At 59.7% G+C, this 23,927-nt stretch carries 16 protein-coding genes and 1 pseudogene; 3 read left to right on the top strand and 14 right to left on the bottom strand.

Features of this window, described 5'->3' with window-relative positions; all coding sequences use genetic code 11:
* Window positions 1-12: 12 nt before the first annotated feature.
* The 14 genes and pseudogenes from G9Q84_RS05975 to tssA form a co-directional block, all read right to left on the bottom strand.
* Window positions 13-672: a hypothetical protein gene (locus tag G9Q84_RS05975; protein WP_181643025.1), complete on the bottom strand. Its 660-nt coding sequence runs from the start codon at window positions 670-672 to the stop codon at window positions 13-15.
* A pseudogene (locus G9Q84_RS05970) lies at window positions 672-2,267 on the bottom strand (RHS repeat-associated core domain-containing protein); the annotation flags it as partial. The pseudogene G9Q84_RS05970 and the gene G9Q84_RS05975, both read right to left, overlap by 1 nt.
* A gap of 71 nt (window positions 2,268-2,338) precedes the next feature.
* A complete protein-coding gene (locus G9Q84_RS05965; protein ID WP_181643024.1) occupies window positions 2,339-3,481 on the bottom strand; it encodes an ankyrin repeat domain-containing protein in 1,143 nt (380 codons plus the stop codon).
* Complete coding sequence (locus G9Q84_RS05960) at window positions 3,474-7,832, bottom strand: RHS repeat-associated core domain-containing protein (RefSeq protein ID WP_181643023.1); 4,359 nt, start codon at window positions 7,830-7,832, stop codon at window positions 3,474-3,476. Before G9Q84_RS05960 ends, G9Q84_RS05965 begins: the two co-directional genes overlap by 8 nt.
* A gap of 12 nt (window positions 7,833-7,844) precedes the next feature.
* Window positions 7,845-8,279, bottom strand: a complete 435-nt coding sequence (locus G9Q84_RS05955; protein WP_150055750.1) for a DcrB-related protein — start codon at window positions 8,277-8,279, stop codon at window positions 7,845-7,847.
* 14 nt (window positions 8,280-8,293) lie between these two features.
* Window positions 8,294-10,237, bottom strand: a complete 1,944-nt coding sequence (locus G9Q84_RS05950; protein ID WP_181643022.1) for a type VI secretion system Vgr family protein — start codon at window positions 10,235-10,237, stop codon at window positions 8,294-8,296.
* Window positions 10,238-10,396: 159 nt separating this feature from the next.
* Window positions 10,397-13,072: a type VI secretion system ATPase TssH gene (gene tssH / locus G9Q84_RS05945; RefSeq protein ID WP_181643021.1), complete on the bottom strand. Its 2,676-nt coding sequence runs from the start codon at window positions 13,070-13,072 to the stop codon at window positions 10,397-10,399.
* Window positions 13,065-14,108 carry a type VI secretion system baseplate subunit TssG gene (gene tssG, locus G9Q84_RS05940; protein ID WP_032884439.1) on the bottom strand — a complete coding sequence of 348 codons (1,044 nt, stop codon included), beginning with the start codon at window positions 14,106-14,108 and terminating at the stop codon, window positions 13,065-13,067. Before tssG ends, tssH begins: the two co-directional genes overlap by 8 nt.
* The gene (gene tssF, locus G9Q84_RS05935; RefSeq protein ID WP_095185221.1) at window positions 14,072-15,931 is read right to left on the bottom strand and encodes a type VI secretion system baseplate subunit TssF; all 1,860 of its coding nucleotides are present in this window, start codon (window positions 15,929-15,931) and stop codon (window positions 14,072-14,074) included. The genes tssG and tssF overlap by 37 nt, the downstream gene beginning before the upstream one ends.
* On the bottom strand, window positions 15,928-16,443 hold the full coding sequence (gene tssE / locus G9Q84_RS05930) for a type VI secretion system baseplate subunit TssE (protein WP_181643020.1): 516 nt from the start codon (window positions 16,441-16,443) through the stop codon (window positions 15,928-15,930). Before tssE ends, tssF begins: the two co-directional genes overlap by 4 nt.
* A 92-nt stretch (window positions 16,444-16,535) precedes the next feature.
* On the bottom strand, window positions 16,536-17,024 hold the full coding sequence (locus G9Q84_RS05925; protein WP_017735732.1) for an Hcp family type VI secretion system effector: 489 nt from the start codon (window positions 17,022-17,024) through the stop codon (window positions 16,536-16,538).
* Window positions 17,025-17,195: 171 nt separating this feature from the next.
* Window positions 17,196-18,692, bottom strand: a complete 1,497-nt coding sequence (gene tssC / locus G9Q84_RS05920) for a type VI secretion system contractile sheath large subunit (protein WP_032884437.1) — start codon at window positions 18,690-18,692, stop codon at window positions 17,196-17,198.
* Between the two features lie 2 nt (window positions 18,693-18,694).
* Window positions 18,695-19,201: a type VI secretion system contractile sheath small subunit gene (gene tssB / locus G9Q84_RS05915; RefSeq protein ID WP_010207547.1), complete on the bottom strand. Its 507-nt coding sequence runs from the start codon at window positions 19,199-19,201 to the stop codon at window positions 18,695-18,697.
* A 54-nt stretch (window positions 19,202-19,255) separates the two neighbouring features.
* Entirely contained in the window at window positions 19,256-20,275 is a 1,020-nt protein-coding gene (tssA, locus tag G9Q84_RS05910; protein WP_099601763.1) for a type VI secretion system protein TssA, read from the bottom strand.
* A 394-nt stretch (window positions 20,276-20,669) separates the two neighbouring features.
* Between tssA and tagH the strand changes: the two genes are divergently transcribed.
* From tagH to tssK, 3 genes are read left to right on the top strand one after another with little or no spacing between them, the layout of a single operon-like run.
* Window positions 20,670-22,001, top strand: a complete 1,332-nt coding sequence (gene tagH, locus G9Q84_RS05905) for a type VI secretion system-associated FHA domain protein TagH (protein WP_179179744.1) — start codon at window positions 20,670-20,672, stop codon at window positions 21,999-22,001.
* Window positions 22,002-22,058: 57 nt separating this feature from the next.
* Complete coding sequence (gene tssJ, locus G9Q84_RS05900) at window positions 22,059-22,568, top strand: type VI secretion system lipoprotein TssJ (protein WP_122681905.1); 510 nt, start codon at window positions 22,059-22,061, stop codon at window positions 22,566-22,568.
* An 18-nt stretch (window positions 22,569-22,586) separates the two neighbouring features.
* Window positions 22,587-23,921 (top strand): type VI secretion system baseplate subunit TssK, encoded by a 1,335-nt coding sequence (gene tssK, locus G9Q84_RS05895; RefSeq protein ID WP_095185217.1) that lies wholly within the window; start codon window positions 22,587-22,589, stop codon window positions 23,919-23,921.
* The last annotated feature ends 6 nt before the right edge of the window (window positions 23,922-23,927 follow it).

Here is a 23,927-nt window from a genome sequence, read left to right as displayed (position 1 = left end):
TTGTTCTGGCTATCAAGACAGATGCAGGTAAAACAGTTCCACTTCATTTGGGTCTTCAGAGGAACTCAGCACAGCTTTGTATTTGTCTTCAAATTTCTGATTTAGACCTTCGCTATATAGCAAATAAAGAGCAGGATAATCAGTGTTGGTGCGAATCCAGTCTTCCGAATCTGCTTCGTCAAACCAACATTGGGCTAATCCAATACTGGTCAGCAACTGCTCTTTCCAGTCAGGTTTTTCATCCAGGCTGTCAAATGAATACAACCATACTGAAAAACGCTCATTGAAGTTCTCAAGCGTTTCGCCGGGATTTTTTAGTGGCCGCCAGTCCGTCAGTTCGGCGACAACATAGTTGGAAGTTCGGATTTTAATAGTCTTCTCGATAATAGACTGGGACCAGTTTTCCGGATATTCAAACCGTTCGTCTCGGAGTGCTTTATTAAGGACGTTGTTCACACACGTCATCAGCGCTGGGTCCACTATCTGAAGCGTCAAGTGGAGAGAAAACCATCCCTTACTCTTGGATAGATTTATCGTGTAGCGACGAATTCGGCCACGCTCGCCATTCGTTTCAAAACATCTGCCTTTTTTTAGCGCGTACCCATGTTTCGCAAAGGGTTCTGCTAAGAATGAGGTCATTAACTTCAATATATCTTTTACAGTCTCAGTCATTACGGCAACCTCCATAGTGGAACCCTGGCTTCGCTAACGGTTACGCCTTTTGTGCTTTTTCCAGAATTACCAAATATGCCTTTCCCATCGGCGATGATTTTGTCTTTTGCAAGCTGGGCTTTAGACCGTACAGCACCACCTGACTTGACCTCAACTGCGACAACTTTCCCTGTTTTGTTATTTTTTATCAAAATGTCTACGTAGCGGCCTCTCCCTGCACCTGGAGTTTTGACATAAACCTGTGTACCGAGCACGGTCACTTTGGGATTATTTAATAGCTTCTGATGCACCAGGTTTTCAGCGGCTTTACCGTTGACTTTATTCTGCCTCCTTTGTGCTGAGGAACAGGCCCAGCCCCAGGGGTCTATCCAACCCGTCGGGTTAGGAGCGTATTGGTAAAGATTGCCGCCTCCCGCCAACCCAATCGGATCCGTCGTCGTAAACCTCCCCACATCCGGATCATAAAACCGAAACGTGTTGTAGTGCAGCCCAATCTCCCGATCCAGATACTGCCCCTGGAACCGCAAATTCTGCTCTTCGATAAAGTACGCCTCACGCACTTCTTCGGCCGCATTCCCCCACACCTGATACCGCGCCTGCCACACCGTTTTCCCATCAGCTTCGGTCAGTTGCTCAGGCAATCCGTTCAGGTCGTTGTGGTAATAGCGCACACTTTGATGCTCGCCCGCGCCGTCCACTCGAGCCAGCGGTACATAACCGTCCTCTTCATAGATATAGAGGCTGGTCTGGCTATGTCGGTGCTCCTGCAACAGACGCAACCCCTCCCAATCAAAGCGGGTTTCACCCAACGGGTAGCCGTTGCTGTCATGTTCGGTTTTAGCGATGCGTCGTCCGAGCGGGTCGTAGGTCATTTTCACGACCGTTTCGCGACCGTCTTTCTGGCTGCGGACTTCGATCAGGCGATGCTCGGCGTCATAGGCGAAATACTGTACGCCACGCGCTGCACTGCGCTTTTCGATCATTCGACCGAAACCATCGTAGCGGTAGCGTTTGTCCTGATAGGTCAACAGCTTGTTATGCACCACCAGGCCCGCATTGGCCTGTGGGCCGTCCAGCAGGTTGGCGGCGGCGTCGTAGGCGAAGGTTTCGCGCTGACCTTGCAGGTTGTCCTGGCTGGCAATGATGCGACCGGTGGCGTCGTAGTGCAGCAACTGACGATTGTCCCGTCCAGCGTCGCGGTCCCGCTCCAGGCGCCCGATCAGGTTGTCAGCCGGGTCATAGTCGAAGTGTTTTTGTTGGCCCGCCGGCAGTTGCACGGGTTGGCCGTTGGGGCGCCGCACCCGTGAGCGCAGGCGGCCGCTGCGGTCATATTCGCTGCGTGTGGTGATCTGGCCTTGGGTACGCAGGACTTCACGGTGCAGGCGGTCGCGTTCGAAGTCGCAGATGACGCGGCCGTCGAGGTTGATCTGGTGCAGGTGGCCGCTGCCGTAGTACAGGCGGTTGAGCCAGCGGCCTTCGGACAGTTGGGGCTGGATCAGGTTGCCGAGTTCGTCGTAGTGGTGGTGCAGGTTGCCCGCCGAGCTCTGTTCGGCAAGCAGTTGGCCGAGAGCGTCGTAGGCGAAGTCGAGCGCCTCATTGGGTGAGGGGGCTAATCAATTTAGAAAGCTAAATAAATTGCCCCGTTCTCCTATGCCGTTTTCTCATATCAAAATTGTAATGGTGAGGTTAGCGCAATGCTTTTCCAGCTGGCCTTACGTTTCTTCTCAAGAAGGGTGTCCAGGGCGGTACCTTCTGGTGGTCCTTTCTTCGGCAATTTAAGTGGCACCAAAACGAAGAGCTTTACCGAGTCATCGTGATGGTCGACCTCAGAATTTGTAGTCCAGATCTTGTCCACGACAACCAGCGCGTCAATATCGGCTGGCCAGCCCAGCGAGCTTAAGCATGGTTCTGAGCGCAATATGATTTGGCCCTCAGATAAAGGAGCCTTTTCCATTGTACGTTTTGAAAGCTCAGAAAGTAGGCCTTGAGGAAACATCCAGGGACTTTCGATAGCAAAGCCTTGTCTGGGCATCCGCCAATTCCCAGGCAGGCAGATAAAAAGTTCTGTTCGTGGCTTTTGCGTAAACAGCCCCAGGGTGAACAGTAGCTTGTAGTCGTTTTTATCGGCGATGCAACTGACTCTGAGTTTCACGCCCGCACCTTGCAGTTGGGGAGTGACTTTTTCAGGGAGCACCCAGCCGGCTGTTTCACTAACAAAGCTGACTATAGGGGCGCCGGGAATTGATTCTTCGTTGGCATCTTTTTCAATCGCAGAAACAGCTCCCTGTGTTTCAAGGCGTTCGGCTATCTTCGGGAAATTCCAAGATCGAGCTAGATCCAAGGCGGTTCGGTTGAATTTGGCGTGCAGTTGATTGACGTCTGCATGGTGCTCCAGCAATAGATCAACAGCCGTAGCCTGTCCGAACGTGACGGCTGCTATCAGGGGCGATGTCACCGAGAGAGGTGAACCGTCGACCTCTGCACCAGCCTCCAATAGCCATCGAACGATTTCTAGGTGCCCATTTTCGGCCGCCACCGCTAGCGGCGTCGTGTTTCCTGAGCCTACGGTGGGTTGATTGATATCGATACCCAGCTCAACTAGCAATTGGCATATGGCAAGTTGGTTATATTCGGCAGCGTGATGAAGGAGGCCAGGGTAACTGACTAGATTCAAACTAGGAGGCTGAATAAGCTGCGGGCGTTTGGCTAACTCGGTACGTATAAAGGCAAGATCCCCGGATTCGATATGAGCATAAAGTTCTCGAATAAGGGGGGCGTCCTCACCATATGTTTTCTCTAGGCTAGTCATCTAGAAACACTCCCTTTCTCATTTCTTTGCCCATGGATTGTAACGTCTTAATTACCTCGCTCTTACCGCCTTTGCGGGCTATAGCAAGGGCTTCAGAGACCTTTCTCGATGCTGCGATTGTATGGTTTCCACTACCGTTGGGTGCCCACACAAAATTGCGCGGGTCGTCATTCAGGCCAATACCGAATTTCTTGAGAATGCCTTGGGCATGTGCCACATAGCGACGATTGCTGTCCGTCCAATTCTTGGGTGCTTTTTCGCGCACGATATGGTGACGATGCGGGTTCGTCATTTCGTGCGCCTTCGGTTTAGGGCCCATCTTCGCTTTATCGTTTTTGGACAGTCGGCAGGTTTCCCAGCCAAGTGGGTCGATCCAACCAATTGGGTTCGGTGAGTATTGGTAGAGGTTCAGACCTCCCACCAAGGCTATTGGATCTCGGGTAGTAAACCTCCCCACATCCGGATCATAAAACCGAAACGTGTTGTAGTGCAGCCCAATCTCCCGATCCAGATACTGCCCCTGGAACCGCAAATTCTGCTCTTCGATAAAGTACGCCTCACGCACTTCTTCGGCCGCATTCCCCCACACCTGATACCGCGCCTGCCACACCGTTTTCCCATCAGCTTCGGTCAGTTGCTCAGGCAATCCGTTCAGGTCGTTGTGGTAATAGCGCACACTTTGATGCTCGCCCGCACCATCCACGCGAGCCAGCGGTGCATAGCCATCTTCTTCATAGATATAGAGGCTGGTTTGGCTGTGCCGATGTTCCTGCAACAGGCGCAACCCCTCCCAATCAAAGCGGGTTTCACCCAACGGATAACCGTTGCTGTCATGTTCGGTTTTAGCGATGCGTCGTCCGAGCGGGTCATAGGTCATTCTCACGACCGTTTCGCGCCCATCCTTCTGGCTACGCACTTCGATCAGGCGATGCTCAGCGTCATAGGCGAAATACTGTACGCCACGCGCGGCACTGCGCTTTTCGATCATTCGACCGAAACCGTCATAGCGATAACGCTTGTCCTGATAGGTCAACAGCTTGTTATGCACCACAAGGCCCGCATTGGCTGGCGGACCGTCCAGCAGATTCGCAGCCGCATCGTAGGCAAAAGTTTCTCGCTGGCCCTGGGTGTTGTCCTGGCTGGCGATAATGCGTCCAGTGGCGTCGTAGTGCAGCAGTTGGCGTTGGTCTCGGTGTTTTTCCCGGTCACGCTCCAGGCGGCCGATCAGGTTATCGGCCGGGTCATAGTCGAAATGCTTTTGCTGGCCCGCCGGCAGTTGCACGGGTTTGCCGTTGGGGCGCCGCACCCGTGAGCGCAGGCGGCCGCTGCGGTCATATTCGCTGCGTGTGGTGATCTGGCCTTGGGTACGCAGGACTTCACGGTGCAGGCGGTCGCGTTCGAAGTCGCAGATGACGCGGCCGTCGAGGTTGATCTGGTGCAGGTGGCCGCTGCCGTAGTAAAGGCGGTTGAGCCAGCGGCCGTCGGGCAACTGCGTCTGGATGAGGTTGCCGAGCTCATCGTAGTGGTAGTTCAGGCTGCCGGCGGCGCTTTGTTCGATGAGCAACTGGCCGCGCGCGTCGTAGGCGAAGGCCAGTGCCTGGCTGGTTTCGTCATTACCGATGAAGGTGACAGCGGTGAGTTGGTCCAACGGGTCGTAGGCGTATTCGGTGCGACCATCATCGGTTTGTTTCAACAGCATGCGGCCCACTGCATCTCGTTCGAGTCGATGCACAATTGAAGGCTCAGGTGTTTGCCCGGTGGGCACGTACTCAACGGCGGCTACGTTATCCAGAAGGTCATAGGCATAACGTCGGGCGCTGCCGTCGAGGTCTTGTTGCTCCACGAGGCGGTCGCACGGGTCCCAGGTAAAGCGGTAACTCTCACCATTTTCATTGGTCAGGGTTTGGAGGTGTCCGTAGGCGTCGTAGCGGAACTCAATCTGCCGGCCGTGTGCATCTATTCGTTGGCGCACTTGCCCGCGGCGCCCGTATTGGTAGCGGGTGGTGTGACCCGCTGCATCGGTATAGCCGATCAACAGACCGCTGGTGTCGCGCAGGTACTGTTCGGTGCGGCCGTCCGGCATTTCGGTCTGCAACAGCCGGCCTTGGCCGTCGTGTCGATAGCGCTGCCGTTCACCCAAGGCGTCGACGACCACCTGCAAATGGCCCTGGCGGTCGTACTCGAACGCCGTGGGATACCCCGAGCAATCGATATGCTGGATTAACTGTCCGGTTTCATTCCACCGCAGGGTTTTGCTCCTCCCCGTGGCATCGATGATTTCCACCACCTGACCAAAGGCGTCGTAGCGATAACGTGTGGCATGTCCCAAGGGGTCGACTTCGCTGACGCAATTGCCCCGCTGGTCGTACTGATATTGCCACGCGTGGCCTGCCGCATCGGTCTCCACCAACGGCAGCGACCAATGCTCCAGCCACAACGTCGACTCGATACGCCCCAACGGATCCTGAGTACTGCACAGGTTGCCGGACTCGTCGTAGCCGAACTGCCATTTGCCGCCTTGTGGGTCAGTCGCGCTGAGCAACTGACGCTCCTCATTCCATTCGAATTGCCAAGTCTTTCCCAGGTTGTCGGTGTACTCAGTGATCTGGTACTGCGAATTCCAGCGGCGTGTGCTGAGACGCTGCAAGCCATCAGTAATGCGCGTCACACCGGCCGGCAGGTCATAGTCGAACAGGTATTCGTCACCCTCATCGGTCCAGTGCCGCACCACGCGCCATTCGCTGCCGTCCACGCAGCCCCATTGGTAGTAACAACGCAGCCCGGTGGGCAGTTGATGCTCGACCATGCGCTGGCCGTTGTCATAGGAGAAGCGGCGTTGCACGTTTGCGTCGGTATCGCGAACTTCGGCCAGGTCGCCGCGAGAATCGTAGCTGTAACTGACAAGGGTTTCCCGGCTGTGATCGGGGTATAGCCGCTCGACTTGCTCCACTCGCGCAGGCCATTGCTGGCTGTAAACAAGTTCGACACGCACATGGTCGAACGTATCTCGTAAGTGGCTCAGCCGACCCTGAATGTCATAGTCGAGGAAGATTCGGTTGTCGTTGCGATCCCCCAATTGGCTAAGGCGCAGGCGTGAGGCGGTGCCTGGCGTTGGTTCGAATAGCCGATAGAGCCCATCAACGCTTTCAATCAGTAGCTGGCCATTGGTATTGCGCCGTACGCTCAAGCCTTCTCCTGCGCTGAATACGGCACCGCCCAGCGGGATGACGCCCATGTCGATCTGTCGCGCTTGCTCATCGGTATAGACCAGCCGTTCCCCACCTTCGGGGTGTACGCCAATCTCGACGCAGACCTCGTAGATCACGCTCCAGCTGGCACCGAACAGACCGTCGCGACGCTCGTCCCGGCTGCTGTAGTAGCGCTGCCACTCGATAGGGAGCAGGCCGGGTAGGGCGAAGTCCAGATCCTCTTCCCCATCAAGAATTTTCGCGCCAGTGGAGCTGTGTACCGGGTTGGGCGAGCCTGCTACTGCAGAGGTAATGGCATTGGTCACTTGGCTGGTGCCCCACGACACCAGTCCACCAACGACCATGCATGGCAGCTTGCTGAAGAACTTCGAGCCGCCACCGCGCAGCATCAATAGTGCGGTCACTGCCAGCCCGACACCGGGTGTCTTGCCGCTGCGGATCTCGCGGACCACCACCGGGCTTCCGCCAATACGCACGTTGCTGGAGATCATCCCCGACTCGACAATCGATGCGTCGCAGGTGCTTCGGTCTCCGCTGCGGGCGGCCGGTTGACCGTTGATAGTGACCTTGCTGGAGCCTTCGGCAATAAACTGCGGCGGCATTGGCGGATGCTTGGTGCAAATCACAATATCCAGCGGTTTCGGTACTGCGCCTGGTGCGGGAACCGCTACGGTGGGTCGCCACATCTGCGAGAAGAAACCCTTGGCCATATCAAGGTAGCTAGCCTCTTCGGGGCTACCACCTTCGGCAGGTTGCGAGCTGACCGGGCCGATGGCGCCTGCGGCACGTGCAGAGGGTATGCCGTTGGTGAAGGTGTTGTGGGAGCCGGTGGCGATTGTTGCCATCACCACCGGCGGGAATAACGCGCTGCCTATCCAGTCACAGACTTTTGTCAGCCCTTTGTCCGCCCCCGTCTTGCTCATGCCTATGCCGACGATAATTCCCACCACGGCGCCCAGCACAAAGCAGCCTAGCCCGCCGGTTACGACTGTAATTCCGGTGGCGGCCACAATCGCAGCAGTGGCAACGGCCGTAATAGCGATGTTGGCCGCGATTTCCAGCACGCCTCCCAGGATGTCGGCCATCGCCGAGGTGTGCAGCAGGCCGTCGCCGAGACGTGCCGCCCAGAGAGCGTCAGACATGGATTAGGGACTTCAAGGCTTGGGATTCAGCTGCAAGGTGTTTTTGATGGTTGCCCAATGGGCGCTTTCAGCATCGCCCAGGGGTTGGGCTTTGACATAACTCAGGGCAAGCATCTGCCGAGTGCCGGGTATCACAAGCGCTAACTGGTATTGATGGATACGCTCGGTGCCCTTGCTGAACTGGTTATGCACTTCGATGGCGTCTATATCCTGCGCCGCGCCTACACGAAGTGCCTTGGCCGGTTGGTAGCGCAGGTCCTGTACCTGCTTCTCCAGCTTCGCCAGTTGCTCTTCGAAGTTGCTTTGCAGCGTCTCACCATCACCTAGAAGGCTACGGCTGACGATCAACGACGTACCCAGAGCGGCGAACTTCAGGATATTGATGGAAGCATCCTGAACGTCATCGCTGGGCAGCGTGAATTGCAGTTCATTAAGTTGATAGGTCATGAAACGGAATCTCGTTATTGGCCGGAAGGCGGCTTAGGAAACATGGAATTGACGGCCGCGTCGATTTCACCCTTGACCCCTTGGCCCATGGGGGTGGTGCCGCCTTTGCCACCAATGTTCAAATGCAAATTACCTCCGGTGTTGATCTCCGAGCTGCCTTCGGAATACACATTGATCTGCACACCAGTGAGATTGATCTGGCCGCTGGCGTTGAGCTCCAGCACGCTTTTGCCACAAACCAGGCGCAAGTTTTCGCCCACTTCAATTAGATAGCTCTTGCTGATGGCGTCGGTTTTGCTGAACCCCACCATAAGCATGTCGTCATGCTTGACCGCACGCACGCGGTCGTTGCCAATCGTCACTACCTCGTCATGCCCAATGCTCTTATTGCGGTCATGCCCTACTGAGTGACTTTCGTCCACTTCGACGACGATGTCCTGGTTACGCTCGGCATGGATGTACAACTGCTCCAATCCCTTCTTGTCCTCCATGCGGATTTCATTGAAGTTGGCCGGTGTGCCGCCCTTGCTCGAACGGCTTTTCATGCCGCTCTGGGTCGCGTTTTCCGGCAGATCGTAGGGTACGGTCTGCTCAGCGTTATACACGCGCCCCGTAATGATCGGCCGGTCGGGGTCGCCTTCGAGGAAGCTGACAATCACTTCCTGGCCAATCCGTGGAATCTGCATCGAGCCCCAGTTCTTGCCAGCCCAGGACTGCGATACGCGAATCCAGCACGAGCTGTTTTCGTTGGATTGGTCGTGGCGGTCCCAGTAGAAGTGCACCTTTACGCGGCCGTACTGGTCGGTCCAGATCTCCTCGCCTTTGGGGCCTACAACCAAGGCGGTCTGCGGGCCTTTGACGATGGGGCGGTGGGTGTTGGCCAGCGGGCGGAAGCTTTGTTGGGCGTCGATGCAGGTCAGGCTGCTTTCGAACTGCGCCGAGCCCGAGCCGCCGCCGCTTTCCAGGCTTTCCTGGACGATGTAATAGCGGCAGCCGACGATCAGGTATTCGCGGTTCTGGTCCTGGCGGCTGAAGCCGGTGAGGCTGAACAGGTGGCCAGAACCTAGCCCGCGCGCGTTGCCGGCGAACTCGATTTGCTCATGCAGGGTTTGCAGGGCTTCGATGCGGGTGCGCGCGTAGTGTTCGCCGTCGGCGCTTTGCACGTAGGTGCCGGGGTAGTCGTACAGCGGGTAGTCGCCGGCAGTGTGCGGGCGCGGCATGGCCGAGCGCACGTCGATGCTGGCGCTGGGGCGCTGGAAGTCGTAGTCGTTGAGCTCCAGGGAGCCCGGTTGCACTTCCTGCGCCAGGTGCCAGTTGTGCATGTGGTCGCGTTCGCGCTGCTGCTCGTCCTTGGGGTAATACGGGATAGACGCGTAGCCTGGCACCGTGGTGTGGGCGCCATAGGCGTCGGCCAGCACCAGCACGTGACGGTCCTGTTCATGGCGGAAGAAGTAGTAGATACCTTCCTGCTCCATCAAGCGGCTGACGAAATCGAAGCTGGTCTCGCGGTACTGCACGCAGTACTCCCACTCGCGGTACGGCCGGCTCAGGGCGTCTTCGAAGTCGGAAAAACCCAGGTCGCGGAACACCTGCTTGATGATCTGCGGGATGCTCAGGTTCTGGAAGATCCGGCAATCGGAGGTGCGGCTGAGCAGCCAGAACCACGGGCGCAGCGTCACCTGATAACTGGCGAACTGACCCTGATCGATGTTCTGGCTGCAACGCGCGACGATTCCGTGGAAGTGCCGCTCGCCACCGTCCGCCAGTTGCACGCCGACGCTCATCGGCTTGCCCAGCAACTGGTTGAGGTCGATGTTGGCGTCCAGGGACGTCAGTTGCAGCTCATAGTTGAACAGGCGGCCCAGCTCTTCGCCGCCGCCCATTTCATTGAGCAGCAGCACATCCGGCCCGAGGGGGCTGGTGATCTTGGCCAGGCGTGAGGCTTGGTTGAATAGCATCGGGCGTCTCGAAAATGACTAAATAACCGAAGAAACTGAGTTCAAATGTGGGAGGGGGCTTGCCCCCGATAGCAGTGTGTCAGTTGAGGTATCAGGCGACTGATTCACCGCCATCGGGGGCAAGCCCCCTCCCACATTTGCATTGCATTCCAACAGTCGTTATTCGGCGTCGCTGAAGTCGTAGTGCAATTCATTATCCCGGCTGCTGATGCGCACACCCGCCAGCGCCTTGCCCTCAAGCATGCGCGTGAGGAACTCACGGCTCATGTCCGGCAGCAGGCTGTTGGTGAGGATGGTGTCGATCATGCGCCCGCCGCTTTCGGTTTCGGTGCAGCGCGAGACGATCAGGTCGACCACCGCGTCGTCGTAGTCGAAGGCGACCTTGTGCGTATTCTCCACGCGCTTCTTGATGCGGTTGAGTTGCAGGCGGGTGATCGCCTTGAGCATCTCGTCGCTCAGCGGGTAGTAGGGGATCGTCACCAGGCGGCCAAGCAAGGCAGGCGGGAAGATCTCCAGCAATGGCTGACGCAGGGCCTTGGCGATTTCTTCTGGCTCGGGGATGTTCGCCGGGTCTTTGCAGACGCGGGAAATCAGCTCGGTACCGGCGTTGGTGGTCAGCAGGATCAGGGTGTTCTTGAAGTCGATCACCCGGCCTTCGCCGTCTTCCATCACGCCTTTGTCGAACACCTGGAAGAAAATTTCATGCACGTCCGGGTGGGCTTTCTCCACCTCGTCCAGCAGCACCACGCTGTAGGGTTTACGCCGCACTGCTTCGGTCAGCACGCCGCCTTCGCCGTAGCCGATATAGCCCGGTGGCGCGCCCTTGAGGGTCGACACCGTGTGAGCTTCCTGGAACTCGCTCATGTTGATGGTGATCACGTTCTGCTCACCGCCGTACATGGCCTCGGCCAAGGCCAGGGCGGTTTCGGTCTTGCCCACGCCGGAGGTGCCGGCGAGCATGAACACGCCAATCGGCTTGCTCGGGTTATCGAGGCCGGCTCGGGAGGTCTGGATGCGCTTGGCGATCATCTGCAGGGCGTGGTCCTGGCCGATGATGCGTTTCTTCAGATGCTGGTCGAGGTTAAGCACCGTCTCCAGTTCATTGCGAGCCATGCGGCCCACCGGGATACCGGTCCAATCAGCGACCACCGAGGCCACGGCCTGGTAATCCACGGTCGGTAGGATCAGCGGAGTTTCGCCTTGCAGCGCGGTCAGTCGCTGTTGCAGATCGACCAGTTTCGCACGCAACTCATCGCTCTCGTTGTTACCCGCATCGCTGTCCACAACCCCGGCCTTTTCACGCAGGGTGGCACGGGTGGCGAGCAATTCATCCACCAGGGTTTTCTCTTCGGCCCAGCGGCTTTCCAGGGTCGCCAGGCGCTCACGCTCGGCGCTTAACAGGGTTTCGCTGTTGCTCTGGCGCGCACCAATGTCGATGCCGATGGCATGCTCGCGGGCGATGATTTGCAGCTCGGTTTCCAGGGCTTCGATGCGGCGGCGGCTGTCGTCCACTTCGGCCGGTACGGCGTGCAGGCTGATGGCGACGCGGGCGCAGGCGGTGTCCAGCAGGCTTACGGATTTATCGGGCAACTGGCGCGCCGGGATATAGCGGTGAGACAGCTTTACCGAGGCTTCAAGGGCTTCGTCGAGGATCTGCACCTGGTGGTGTTTCTCCATGGTCGATGCCACGCCGCGCATCATCAGCAGAGCTTTGTCTTCCGACGGTTCAGCAACTTGCACGACCTGGAAGCGGCGGGTCAGCGCTGGGTCTTTCTCGATGTGCTTCTTGTACTCGGCCCAGGTGGTGGCCGCCACGGTACGCAGGGTGCCACGGGCGAGGGCAGGCTTGAGCAGGTTGGCCGCATCACCCGTCCCGGCGGCGCCACCGGCACCTACTAGGGTATGGGCTTCGTCGATAAACAGGATGATCGGCTTGGGCGAGGCCTGGACGTCTTCGATGACCTGGCGCAGGCGCTGTTCAAACTCGCCTTTCATGCTGGCGCCGGCTTGCAGCAGGCCGACATCAAGGCTGCGCAGTTCCACGTCTTTCAGTGCAGGCGGCACGTCACCGGCGACGATGCGAAGGGCGAAACCTTCGACCACGGCCGTCTTGCCGACGCCGGCTTCACCGGTGAGGATCGGGTTGTTCTGGCGGCGGCGCATGAGGATGTCCACCAGTTGGCGGATCTCTTCGTCACGGCCGACGATAGGGTCGAGCTTGCCGCTGCGAGCTTGTTCGGTCAGGTCGACGGTGAAACGCTTGAGGGCTTCCTGTTTGCCCATCGCACTCGGTGCCATGGCGCCGCTGGCCTCGCCTGGAACACCGGCGTTAAAGCCGTCGCTGGCGCTCAAGGCGTTTTCCGGCGAGTCGCCAACGTATTCATCAAAACGCTCGCTCAGTGCCTCGGCCTTGATCTTTTCGAATTCCGAAGACAACCCCAGCAGCGCGTGGCGCAAGCTTGGCGTCTTGAGGATGCCTAGCACCAGATAACCGGTGCGCACCTGGCTTTCGCCGAACATGAGGCTGCCGTATACCCAGCCGCGCTCCACGGCTTCTTCCACATGGGACGACAGGTCGGTGATCGACGTCGAGCCACGCGGCAGGCGGTCTAGGGCTTCGGTGAGGTCACGGGCCAGGCGCGCCGGCTCGACGTTGAACTGGCGGATGATGCGGTGCAGGTCCGAGTCCTGCAGTTGCAGCAACTGGTGAAACCAGTGGGCCAGTTCCACATACGGATTGCCCCGCAACTTGCAGAACACGGTGGCGGCTTCGATGGCCTTGTAGGCCACGCTGTTGAGTTTGCCGAACAGTGCGGCGCGACTGATTTCACCCATGCTCTGGATTCCTTGAGGTGGTGGCTTGATCGGCGTAATGCCGGGCCAGGATTAGGTCGTTGGCGTCATGCTCGGGATTGCCGAGCCAGGTGTTAAAGCCCAGGCGGAACTGGCCATTGAGTTGCAGCGCCGGTACTTCGGGTTGTTGCAAAACCAGGTTCAAGTCCCAGTCCAATTCATGGCCCAGGTACTCGGCCACCCACGCCACCAGCTCGTTGAACGGCTGACTGCCGGGCAGCATGCCCATGTAGTCGTCCAGCTTGAGCGGGCCCAGGCGGATACGGAATTTGTGCTGGCGGTCCCACACATGGCTGCCCAGGCAAAAGTCCACACCCAGCCGGTTGGCGCTGACACTCACACGGCTGCGCTCTGGCAGTTCCAGCCATTGGCCGACGTATTCTTCAATCTCCACCGGCAGGCCGAAATACTCGCCGAGGATTGCCTTCAAACCGTCTGGGTAACGGGTTTGCGCTGATAAGTGACCGCTGTAATGCAGCTTCGCCGTGTCGGGAATCAGCCCTTGGTTGAGCAGACTCGGCATGCCTCGACCACTTAAGGCGGCGAGGCGTGCAGACCAGTAGTCATCATCCGGTCGGTCATGGCTGACCGTCGGCCGCGCCTCGGCCCAAGCCCGATAAAACAGGCTTAGCAGGCGGTGGTGGAAGACGTCCAGGAACTGCTTGCTGGTACTGTCAGCATTGTTGCGCTGGCGCTCGCGTACGTACTCGGTGATGTGCAGCGGCAACGGGCCGTTCGGGCCGCCGAGGCCAAAGAAGAACTGCTCCAGGCGTGCGGGTTTGCCATCGCCGCCGGGGTCGACCGACGCCAGGGTGGCCGGGGCGAAGGTGCAATCGGCCTGTTGCCCCAAGCGTAGCGGGTCGTCTGCCAGGCGCAGGGAATGGCCCAGGCGCGGCAGGTCCGGCGATTCGCACTCGATACGCCGCAACGCCTGGAAGAAATCGTATTCCCAGGGCTCCTGATGCATCGCATCCAAAGTACTCACAGGGTCGGACGACGCCCGGGCTTGGCTTTCCATCGCATGATCTCGCCGCGTTCGGTGGTACGGATCACCGTCTCGGTAAAACTGTTGATCGACACGTAGCGTGCCAGGAAGCGTTCCAGCACCGCACCGAGCAGGAACACGCCGGTACCGCGAAACGCGTTTTCATCGAACTCCAATGTGATCTCAAGACCGCGGCCAAATACGATCGGTCCGGGCATCGGCAGGCGCCGGGTGACGGCCTTGCTGCTGACGTCGCGCAGACCTTCGATCTGCAATTGCAGGGCGGCGTCATTGCTGTCGCCATACAGGCGCAGTAATTCGCGCAAGGCACCCGCGCCCTGGCCTTGTTCGCTCAGGGACAAATAGTTGAGCGACAACTGGCTGATCAGGCGCCAGGCCTTGGCGTCATGGGCATGGCTGGCGCGCGGGCGACTTGGGCCGGCGACGCAACGCACGGATAAAACTGGCGCGCTGTCGGAGAGGGTGAAGTCGGTCTTGCCATTGCCCACGCTCATGAACAACGGCAGATCGCGATTTGTGCACAGCGCTGTCACGCCCAGTTGGCGCAGGTCGTGGCCGTAGGGCGCCTGGCGGCTGTCCACCAGGCTGACGAAGGTTTCGCTGCCCACGTAGGTAGAGCGTGGGCCATTGCGGCGTTGGTCGCTGGATAGCACGCGCGGCTCGCGACGCACCGTGTAGTACGCCTGGTCGCGGCCATAACGGGATGGATCGCGTACTGCATAGAACGGCAAAAATGGCTGCTCTGGCCCAGTACCGTGGCCGGTGATGCCGCTCAGCGAGTGAATCTCGAAATCCATTGGCCGTGTGCGGTCGGCGATCACGTGGTGCTCGTTGACCCGGTCGGACAAGTGGATGCGGTCCACGCGCTTCGGGAACAGGTTGATCGCCGGGGTGCAGAACGGCAGGAATTGCGCCGCGCCGACGCTGCCTTCCAGGCTCGGTTCGTGACGGTCGAACAGCACGATCAGCTCCAGCTCCTGGCCGTCGCAACGTTTGACCGCGCGGCTCAGTTCGGCGAATTCGACGAACAGGAAACGGTGGGGCAGGGCGAAGTATTCCTGCAACAACCGATAGCCCTGGAATGCGCGCGCAACGACCGGCATAGCCGCGTCGGCATCGTCGAAACCCCGGGAGCGCAGTGCGTCCTGGGGCAACCGCTCAACCCAATCGCCACCGGGCTTGCGCGCAAACACCGCGCAGGCGTTGCCCAGCAGTTGTTCGTAAAGGCGGAACGGCTGCTCGTCGGCGCCGCTGAGGTACAGCGGCAGGTTGTCCAGGTCGAGGCTGTTGAACGGCAATTCGGCGCCGGTGCGTAGGGTCAGGCGCAGGCCGGCCTTGGCTTTCGGCTCACTGGCGGCCAGGCGACCGAGTACGGCGGCGGGGTTGCCGAAGTACTCGGCATTGCTGACCTGCAACGGCCACAACGTCACCGGGTGTGCGGTGCGGTACTCGCAGCAGGTCTGGGTTTCGCGGCCCAGGGCGGCACGCAACACGGTGTCGCGCGGCAGCGGGAAACCGCTGGCCAGGGAGCCTTCGTCGGGGTCGGTCTGCAATTGCACCACGGTCATCGACGGGGTCGGCGCCAGGTAGTGCGGGTAAGCGATTTCCAGCAGGTTGTGGGTGAAGGTCGGGTACTCGGCGTCGAGTTTGAGCTGTACGCGGGCGGTGAGGTAAGCGAAGCCCTCAAGCAAACGTTCGACATACGGGTCGGCGCAGTCCATGCCAGACAACGTCAGCCGACTGGCGATCTTCGGGTATTCCTTGGCGAACTCGGCGGCGCTCTCGCGCACGTGATGCAGTTCCTGGTTGTACAGCTCCAGCAGACGCGGATTCATGGGCGTCTCCGCTGGTCGGCATTGACCACGCGCACGTGGCCGGATTCAAGGTCGAGGTCGGTTTGCAGCAACAGGCGCAACGGCACTGGCTGCGCCCACAGGTCGCCTTCGATCTCGAAACTCAGGGCGTTGTGATTCATCTCGCCATGGCCGACGCGGGCCTTCACCCGCAGGGTATGGCGAAGGATGCGCGGTTCAAAGGTGGCAATCGCCTGGTAGATCAGGGCTTCCAGAGCCTTGATGTCGACACTGGAAACGCTGTTGCCCGCCAATGCAGGTAGGCCGTAATTGACCACCGAGGTACCGGCCGGGGTGTGCAGCGTGGCGTCGGCATCGAGCAACGACGTGGTATTGAGCAGCCACGCCAGGTCGCGCAGCACCGAGGCTTTCAATTGGGTCAGGGACAGCACGCGTTTGTCGGCGCTTTCCTTGGGGTTGGTTGGGTCGTCGTCAGTCAGCCGGTCCAGCAAGGACGCTTGCAGACGGTCGCGGGAAGCGATTTCAGTTACCACCAAAGCAGCTCCACGGACGGGTTGTGAGAGGGACGATTGTTCTGAGGGGCAGGGCTAGTGGCCGTGGCATGAGACCACGGCCACCAGGGCTATCAGCGCTTGGTGTTGGAACGGATGTTCCAGCCAAACTTGATTGCACCGCCGTCTTTGGTGCCGTCGGCTTTCTGCGGCTGGTAGTCAACCATCACTTGGGCGAAGTTCAGGGTGACGTTCTCGGTCAGGCGATCATCGGAGCCCGAACCGCCGGTGCTCAGGGACGTGACCAGCACTTCTTCCAGGTTGATCACCATGTACTCGACCTGGCTTTCACCACCGGCCTTGCGCACAGTCAGCTTGACCTTGTCGATGTGCTTGCCGCTGGCGCAGTGCATCATCAGGTTCGGCGAAGCTTTGTCGACGTACTTGGTCAGCGACAGGTCCTGGATATTCACCTTGCCTGCACCACCACCACCGCCCACGTGCATGTTGCCGGACTGGGCCATGCCCCAGCTCCAGTTCAGTACGTCGATTTCGTCCTTGTGGGCCTTGTCCATGGACTCGCCCTTGATGTCGCCGATCTTGATGAAAATATCAACAGCCATGTTTTCTCCCTGTGTGGCGCTTGCCACTGAATTTGAGTAACTCCAAATGGGCAGTGCCTTTGTGTGGGAGGGGGCTTGCCCCCGATGCAGGCACCTCGGTGTGTCAGTCACACCCCAGTGATGCTATCGGGGGCAAGCCCCCTCCCACAGAAGAGCCAGCTCATCCGTGGGTTAGGCGCTTTTCGCCGAAGGCAGTTTCGATACCAGTCGCAGCGACACGGTCAGCCCTTCGAGCTGGTAGTGCGGGCGCAGGTAGAACTTGGAGTTGTAGTACCCCGGGTTGCCTTCGACGTCTTCCACGATCACTTCGGCGGCAGCCAATGGGTGCTGGGCCTTGGTGGTTTCGGTGGAGTGCGCCGGGTCACCGTCGACGTAGTTGAGGATCCAGTCCTGCAACCAGCGCTGCATCTCGTCCTTCTCTTTGAAGGAACCGATTTTGTCGCGCACGATGCACTTCAAGTAATGCGCGAAACGGCAGGTGGCGAACAGGTACGGCAGGCGCGCGGCCAGGTTGGCGTTGGCGGTGGCGTCCGGGTCGTCGTATTCGGCCGGTTTCTGCAACGACTGAGCGCCGATGAACGCGGCGAAGTCGGTGTTTTTCTTGTGCAGCAGCGGCATGAAACCGTTCTTCGCCAGCTCCGCTTCACGGCGGTCGCTGATGGCGATTTCGGTCGGGCACTTCATGTCCACACCACCGTCGTCGGTAGGGAACGTGTGGGCCGGCAGGTTTTCCACTTCACCACCGGACTCCACGCCACGGATGCGCGAGCACCAGCCGTAGTGCTTGAACGAACGGTTGATGTTCACCGCCATCGCGTATGCGGCGTTGGCCCAGGTGTACTTGGAGCTGTCGGCGCCGTCGGTATTTTCTTCGAAGGCGAAAGCTTCCACCGGGTCGGTCTTGGCGCCATAAGGCAGACGCGCCAGGAAGCGCGGCATGGTCAGGCCGATGTAGCGCGAATCTTCCGATTCACGCAGCGAGCGCCAGCCGGCGTATTCCGGGGTGGTGAAGATCTTGGTCAGGTCGCGCGGGTTCGACAGTTCCTGCCACGAGCCCATGCCCATCACGGTCGGCGAGGCCGCAGCGATGAACGGGGAGTGCATGGCCGCGCAGACTTTCGACAGCTCGCCCAGCAACTCGACGTCCGGAGGCGACTGATCGAAGTAGTAGTCGCCGACCAGGCAGCCATACGGTTCGCCGCCGAACTGGCCGTATTCTTCTTCGTACATTTTCTTGAAGATCGGGCTCTGGTCCCACGCGGTGCCCTTGAATTTCTTCAGGGTCTTGTGCAGGTCCGGCTTGGAGATGTTGAGCACGCGGATCTTGAGCTGCTCATCGCTCTCGGTGTTGTTGACCAGGTAGTGCAAGCCACGCCAGGCGCTTTCCAGCTGCTGGAAGTCCTGATGGTGGATGATCTGATTGACCTGGGCGGTGAGCTTGGCGTCGATGGCGGCGATGATCGATTCGATCGACTTGATCGCGTCGTTGGACACCAGGTCTGTTTGCGCCAGAGCCTGTTCGGCCAATGTACGCACAGCGGTTTCCACGGCTTCGCGGGCACGCTCGGTCTTGGGTTTGAACTCTTGTAGCAGCAGGTTGGCGAACTCGCTGGCTTCTTCGGTGGCACCCAGGATCTGGCTGCCTTCGCGGGCGGTATTGTCAGTCATGATTATTGGTCCCCTGCAGGCTTAGGCGCGCTGGCAAGTGCCTGAAGCAGTGCCGGGTCCTTGATTGCCTTCATGATGATTTCTTCAGCGCCGGTCTTGCCGTCCATGTAGGTCAGCAGGTTGGCCAGCTGGGTGCGGGCTTCGAGCAACTGGTTCAGCGAGTCGACTTTGCGCGCCACGGCGGCCGGGCTGAAGTCGTCCATGCTTTCGAACGTGATATCCAGGCTCAGGTTGCCTTCGCCGGTCAATTCGTTCGGTACGTGGAACGCTACGCGCGGCTGCATGGCCTTGAGGCGCGAGTCGAAGTTGTCGACGTCCACTTCAAGGAACTTGCGATCAGCCACTGGCGCCAGAGGCTCGGCAGGTTTGCCGGCGAGGTCGGCCATCACACCCATCACGAAGGGCAGCTGGACCTTTTTCTCGGCGCCGTAGAGCTCGACGTCGTACTCGATCTGCACCCGAGGCGCGCGGTTGCGCGCGATGAATTTCTGAGAACTTTGCTTCGCCACGTTGCTGCTCCTGGTCGCTTGAGCGACGGTGTTGTTACTGCGCAGTCGGACGGCTTACTCGCCGTCCGGCCCACGCAGGTTTTCAAATTGGGACATGCCATCGGGAATCAGATTGCGCACGATCGCGGCAAAGTCGGCATGCACCAGATTCTTCGCTCGGTTCAACAGCACCGGCAGCGGGCTCGAAGGCTCGTGACGGGTGTAGTACGCAAGGATCTTGTCCAGGCTGCGCAGTACATCATCGCGGCTGGCGATATCGCCGGCCGGGCGCGATGCCGCAGGGGCAGCGGCGTACTCGACCGAGGGGGCATTGTCGTCACTGACGGCCTCGGGTTCGCTGCTGCCTTGGGTGTCTGGAACCGCTTGATTAAGCACTTGCAGCGCCTGCTTGAGCGGTTGTTTCAAGAGGGTCAGGTCCACGCCTTGGGCTGAACCGACCTGGTCGCTGACCTGCTGCTCGATGGCTTCGCAAGCCGCACGCGCGGCGCTCAAGGCGTCGCGGGTGGCTTGCAGGTGTTCGGGGTCGCTGTCGAGGAACGCGGCGTTCAGTTGCTGGGCGCCGAGCTGTTCGTCGGGGAAATTCATCAGGCCGCTGGCATTCAGCGCGGCGCGCAGGCTCACGGGGCCGAAGGTGCGCGAGCGCGTGAGGATGCTTTCGCGCAGCAGGCGAATGGTCGCGTCACTGGTCAGGCCAGACAGGGCGTTGATGCGCACGGTCGGGTCGTTGTCGTCGTCGGCATCCAGGCGCGGGTGCAGGTCGGACCAGTATTCGCGCAACAGGGCGTCGATCAGTTTCAGAACGTCGGCCAGCCCGGCCACACCCTGGAGGGCGAGGGAACTTTGCAGGAGGAAATGGGTGATGCGCAGGTCTTTGCTGCGCTGCAGCAAGTCGAGGCTCTGCTGCTGGATGCTGCGCCAGTCCGGCGGCTCGGCGGGCAAGATGGAATCACCCATGCTGCGCTCAGGCTGGCCCTTGGCATCACGCTCCAGTTGGAGAAATTGCGCGTCATATTCCATGTCTTCGCCACAAGGCGAAGTCGCGGAAACGGCGGTGAGCAGCAACGGCACATCCACTGAAATTGATCTCCCTATCAGCCCGTTATATGGCGGGCAATTCATGCATTAGTTGCGCGAGGAACTTTGCATGTTTTCTTGGTCATATAAGCACGGTGCTACTAATGTGCCATCATTGGTGTTCAAGAAGTTGTGCATTTTTGGTGTAGTAGTTAGGGCTTGTCAAGGTAAGCTATTCGCCCTCTGTGACAGATGTGCGGTGCTTAACAACCTGCGCGACTGGTGGGTCGAACGGCGCACCGGGACAGGATTTTTGTCATAGAGCCCAGTTAAGATCAGCGATCATGCTGGCATCGGCAGGTTGTAGACGGTCGGAGGCACGATCTGATGGGGAACTCGCGGGATTCTCTGTCCCGTGAATCGCTCGCGCGCGAAGTATCAGCAAGGAGGCAAGATGTCGCTGTGTTTGACTATCACTAGTTATCACAAGATTACCCCAGGGCAGTGCGCCGAAAAGTCCATGAATCAGGGCTCGATGGCGATCGGCCGCAGTTCGGATAATGACTGGGTATTGCCTGATCCTGAGCGGCTGGTGTCTTCACAACATTGCGTAATTCAATACAAAGATGGCCGTTATTATTTAACCGATAACAGCACAAACGGTGTGGAGTTGGTTAACGCCGGTGTTCGCATGCGCCGGGGTAATAGCGAGCTGCTGCAAAATGGCGAGCTGATCCGCATCGGCGATTACGAGATTCAAGCGCGTATCGACTTCAACGTTCAGGTCGCCGATAGCCAGCCGTTTGCCGGTGAATCGCCGAACAGCTTTGAAGCACTGATGGGGGCCGTGGTGAACGCTCCGCTGGCGACCCCAGTAATTGCGCCGCAGTTTCAGGGCGCCTCGTCGATGGACACCTTGCCGGACTTGTTCGACTTCCTCAGCCCCACCGCCGTGCCGCCGCCGACCGTGCCGGACCACGTGCCCTGCGAACAACACGACTTCCGTCCGCCGACACCTGTGGCTGTACCGGTGGTCGAAGCGCCCCCAGTGTCGGGCTCGGTGATTCCTGAAGACTGGGACTTGTTCGGCGACGCGCCAGCGCCGTTGGTCAGCGCGCCGCCACCCCCACCTCCAAGCGCGCCGATCATCCCGCCGCCACCCGTGGTCGAGCCTATGCTCCCCGTGGCCGACAGCCAACAACCCGACCTCTTGCAAGCCTTCCTGCGCGGCGCTGGCCTCGACCAGTTGCGTCTGGACAAAGCCCAAGCAGAAGCCCAGATGGAAAGCATCGGCCGCAGCTACCGGCTGATGGTCGAAGGCTTGATCGATGTGTTGCGCGCACGCGCCAGCCTCAAGGGCGAATTCCGCATGCAGCAGACGATGATCCAGCCTGCTGAAAACAATCCGTTGAAATTTGCCCCGAATGCTGAGGAAGCGTTACTGCTTTTGCTTCGTCATGGAAACCAAGCGTTTATGGCGCCGGACCTTGCCGTGCGGGACAGTTTCGACGACTTGCGTGCCCATCAGTTGGCCGTGATGGCCGGGGTGGAAGCCGCAATCAAACACCTGCTCACGCGCTTCGAACCGGCTCAGCTGGAGGAACGCATGGGCAAGCCCGGCGGGCTGTCGAGCATTTTCAACGGCTCGCGCCAGGCCCAGTACTGGCAGCAGTTCACCGAGCTCTACAGCAATATTTCCCGCGAGGCCCAGGAAGACTTCCAGGACCTGTTCGGCCGCGAATTCAGCCGAGCCTACGAAGAACACAGCGCACGACAGCGTCGCTAATCGCCGCGCCGCAACAATGGATCAACGGATAGCTAAGTACGTCATTGAGGACGCAGGATGATTCCCAGGTTTTTACTCGCAGTCGCCACCGCGCTGCTGCTGACGGCGTGTGCCAATGACGCCGTCAAACCCGAAGCGGCGGCCGAGGAGCAAGCGGATACCGCTGCGGTCGAGTTGCACTTCCATGCGATTTCCGGGCTTAACCCCGGCCCCAACGGCCAGGCCGCGCCGGTTCGGGTGCGCATTTTCGAGCTGAAAAACGCCGCCACCTTCGGCCGCTCCGACTACTTCGCCCTGGCGGACCGCGCCCAATCTACCCTCGGCCTGGACCTGCTGGACCAAGACGAAGTGATGGTCCAGCCCGGCCAGCAACTGAGTATCCAGCGCGATCTCGACCCGTCCACGCGCCAGATCGGCTTGCTGGTGGGTTACCGCGAGTTGGACCGCGCGCAATGGCGCACGGTGATCAACGTGCCGGCGCGCCAGTACACCGAATACCAGATCAGCCTCGATGTGCGTGCCGTGCGCGCCGACGTCGTGGTTTCCCCATCCAGCCCTGCCCAATAACAAGCAATCGGAGCCCCCATGTCCTGGAACAATCGCGTGGTCTGGTCGGAAGGCATGTTCATCGGAACGCAGCACTTTCAGCAGCATGACCGTTACCTGGAAAACCTGATCGACGCCCGCAGCCGCCCGTTGGCCGCTGGTGCCTGGGGCTTTTCCGAGTTGCTGATCGACCAGGGCCTGCTGGCCCAGGGCAAGCTGGCCATCGTCTCGGCGCGTGGCCTTTTGCCCGACGGCACGCCGTTCAATATCCCCCAGGACGACCTGGCACCAAGCCCGCTGAACATCGACGACAACCTGCGCGATGGCCTGGTCTACCTGGCCTTGCCGCTCAAACGCGCGGGTGCGCGGGACACGGTTGACGAAGGTGAAGCGCTGGAAGCCGCACGTTACGTGAGCCAGGTGCGCGAAGTGCGCGACGACAACGCCCCGTTCGAAAACCGTGCGCCCGTGGCCGTGGGGTCCCGTGCCCTGCGCCTGCTCACTGCCCAGGATGGCATCAGCGATTACGCCGCCATCGGCCTGGTGCGTATCAAGGAAAAACGTGCAGACCGTGCCCTGGTGCTCGACGATACCTACATCCCTCCGGTACTGGACGTGGCCGCGAGCAAGCCGCTGACCGCGTTTCGCAGCGAACTGCTGGGCCTGTTGCACCAGCGCGGCGAAGCCCTGGCCGGCCGCGTGGTCGCCTCGGGCGCCGGTGGTGCGTCGGAGATTGCTGACTTCATGCTGCTGCAATTGGTCAACCGCGCCCAACCGCTTATCCAGCATTTCAGCCAGTTGAGCCCACTGCATCCGGAGCGCTTCTTCAGCGAACTGGTGAGCCTGGCCGGTGAGTTCTCGACCTTTTCCACCTCGGGTCGTCGTCCCCAGGAATACCCGCAGTACCAGCACGATGACTTGGCCCTGAGCTACGCCCCGGTGATGGCGGCTCTGCGTGAAGCGCTGTCGATGTTGATCGATAGCAAAGCCACACCGATCCCGATTGTCGAGAAAGCCTACGGCATCCACGTGGCGATGCTCGCCGACAAAACCCTGCTCGACAACGCCAGTTTCATCCTGGTGGTGCGTGCCGATGTGCCTGGCGAAACCCTGCGCGGCCGCTTCGGCCAGCAGAGCAAGGTCGGTGCGGTGGAGCACATCCGCGACATGGTCAACCTGCAACTGCCGGGCATTGGCCTGGTGCCGTTGCCGGTGGCGCCGCGCCAACTGCCGTACCACGCGGGCAGCACTTATTACGAGCTGGACCGGGGCAGTGAGCATTGGCAGCAACTAAGCAACTCCGGCGGCTTTGCCTTCCATATCGCCGGGCAGTTCCCGGGCTTGAACTTGGCCTTCTGGGCGATCCGAGGATAATCCGCG

This window comes from Pseudomonas sivasensis (assembly GCF_013778505.1).
Lineage (GTDB): Bacteria > Pseudomonadota > Gammaproteobacteria > Pseudomonadales > Pseudomonadaceae > Aquipseudomonas > Aquipseudomonas sivasensis.
The sequence above is the reverse complement of the archived record's forward strand: the minus strand, read 5'-3'. Positions and strand labels throughout refer to the sequence as shown.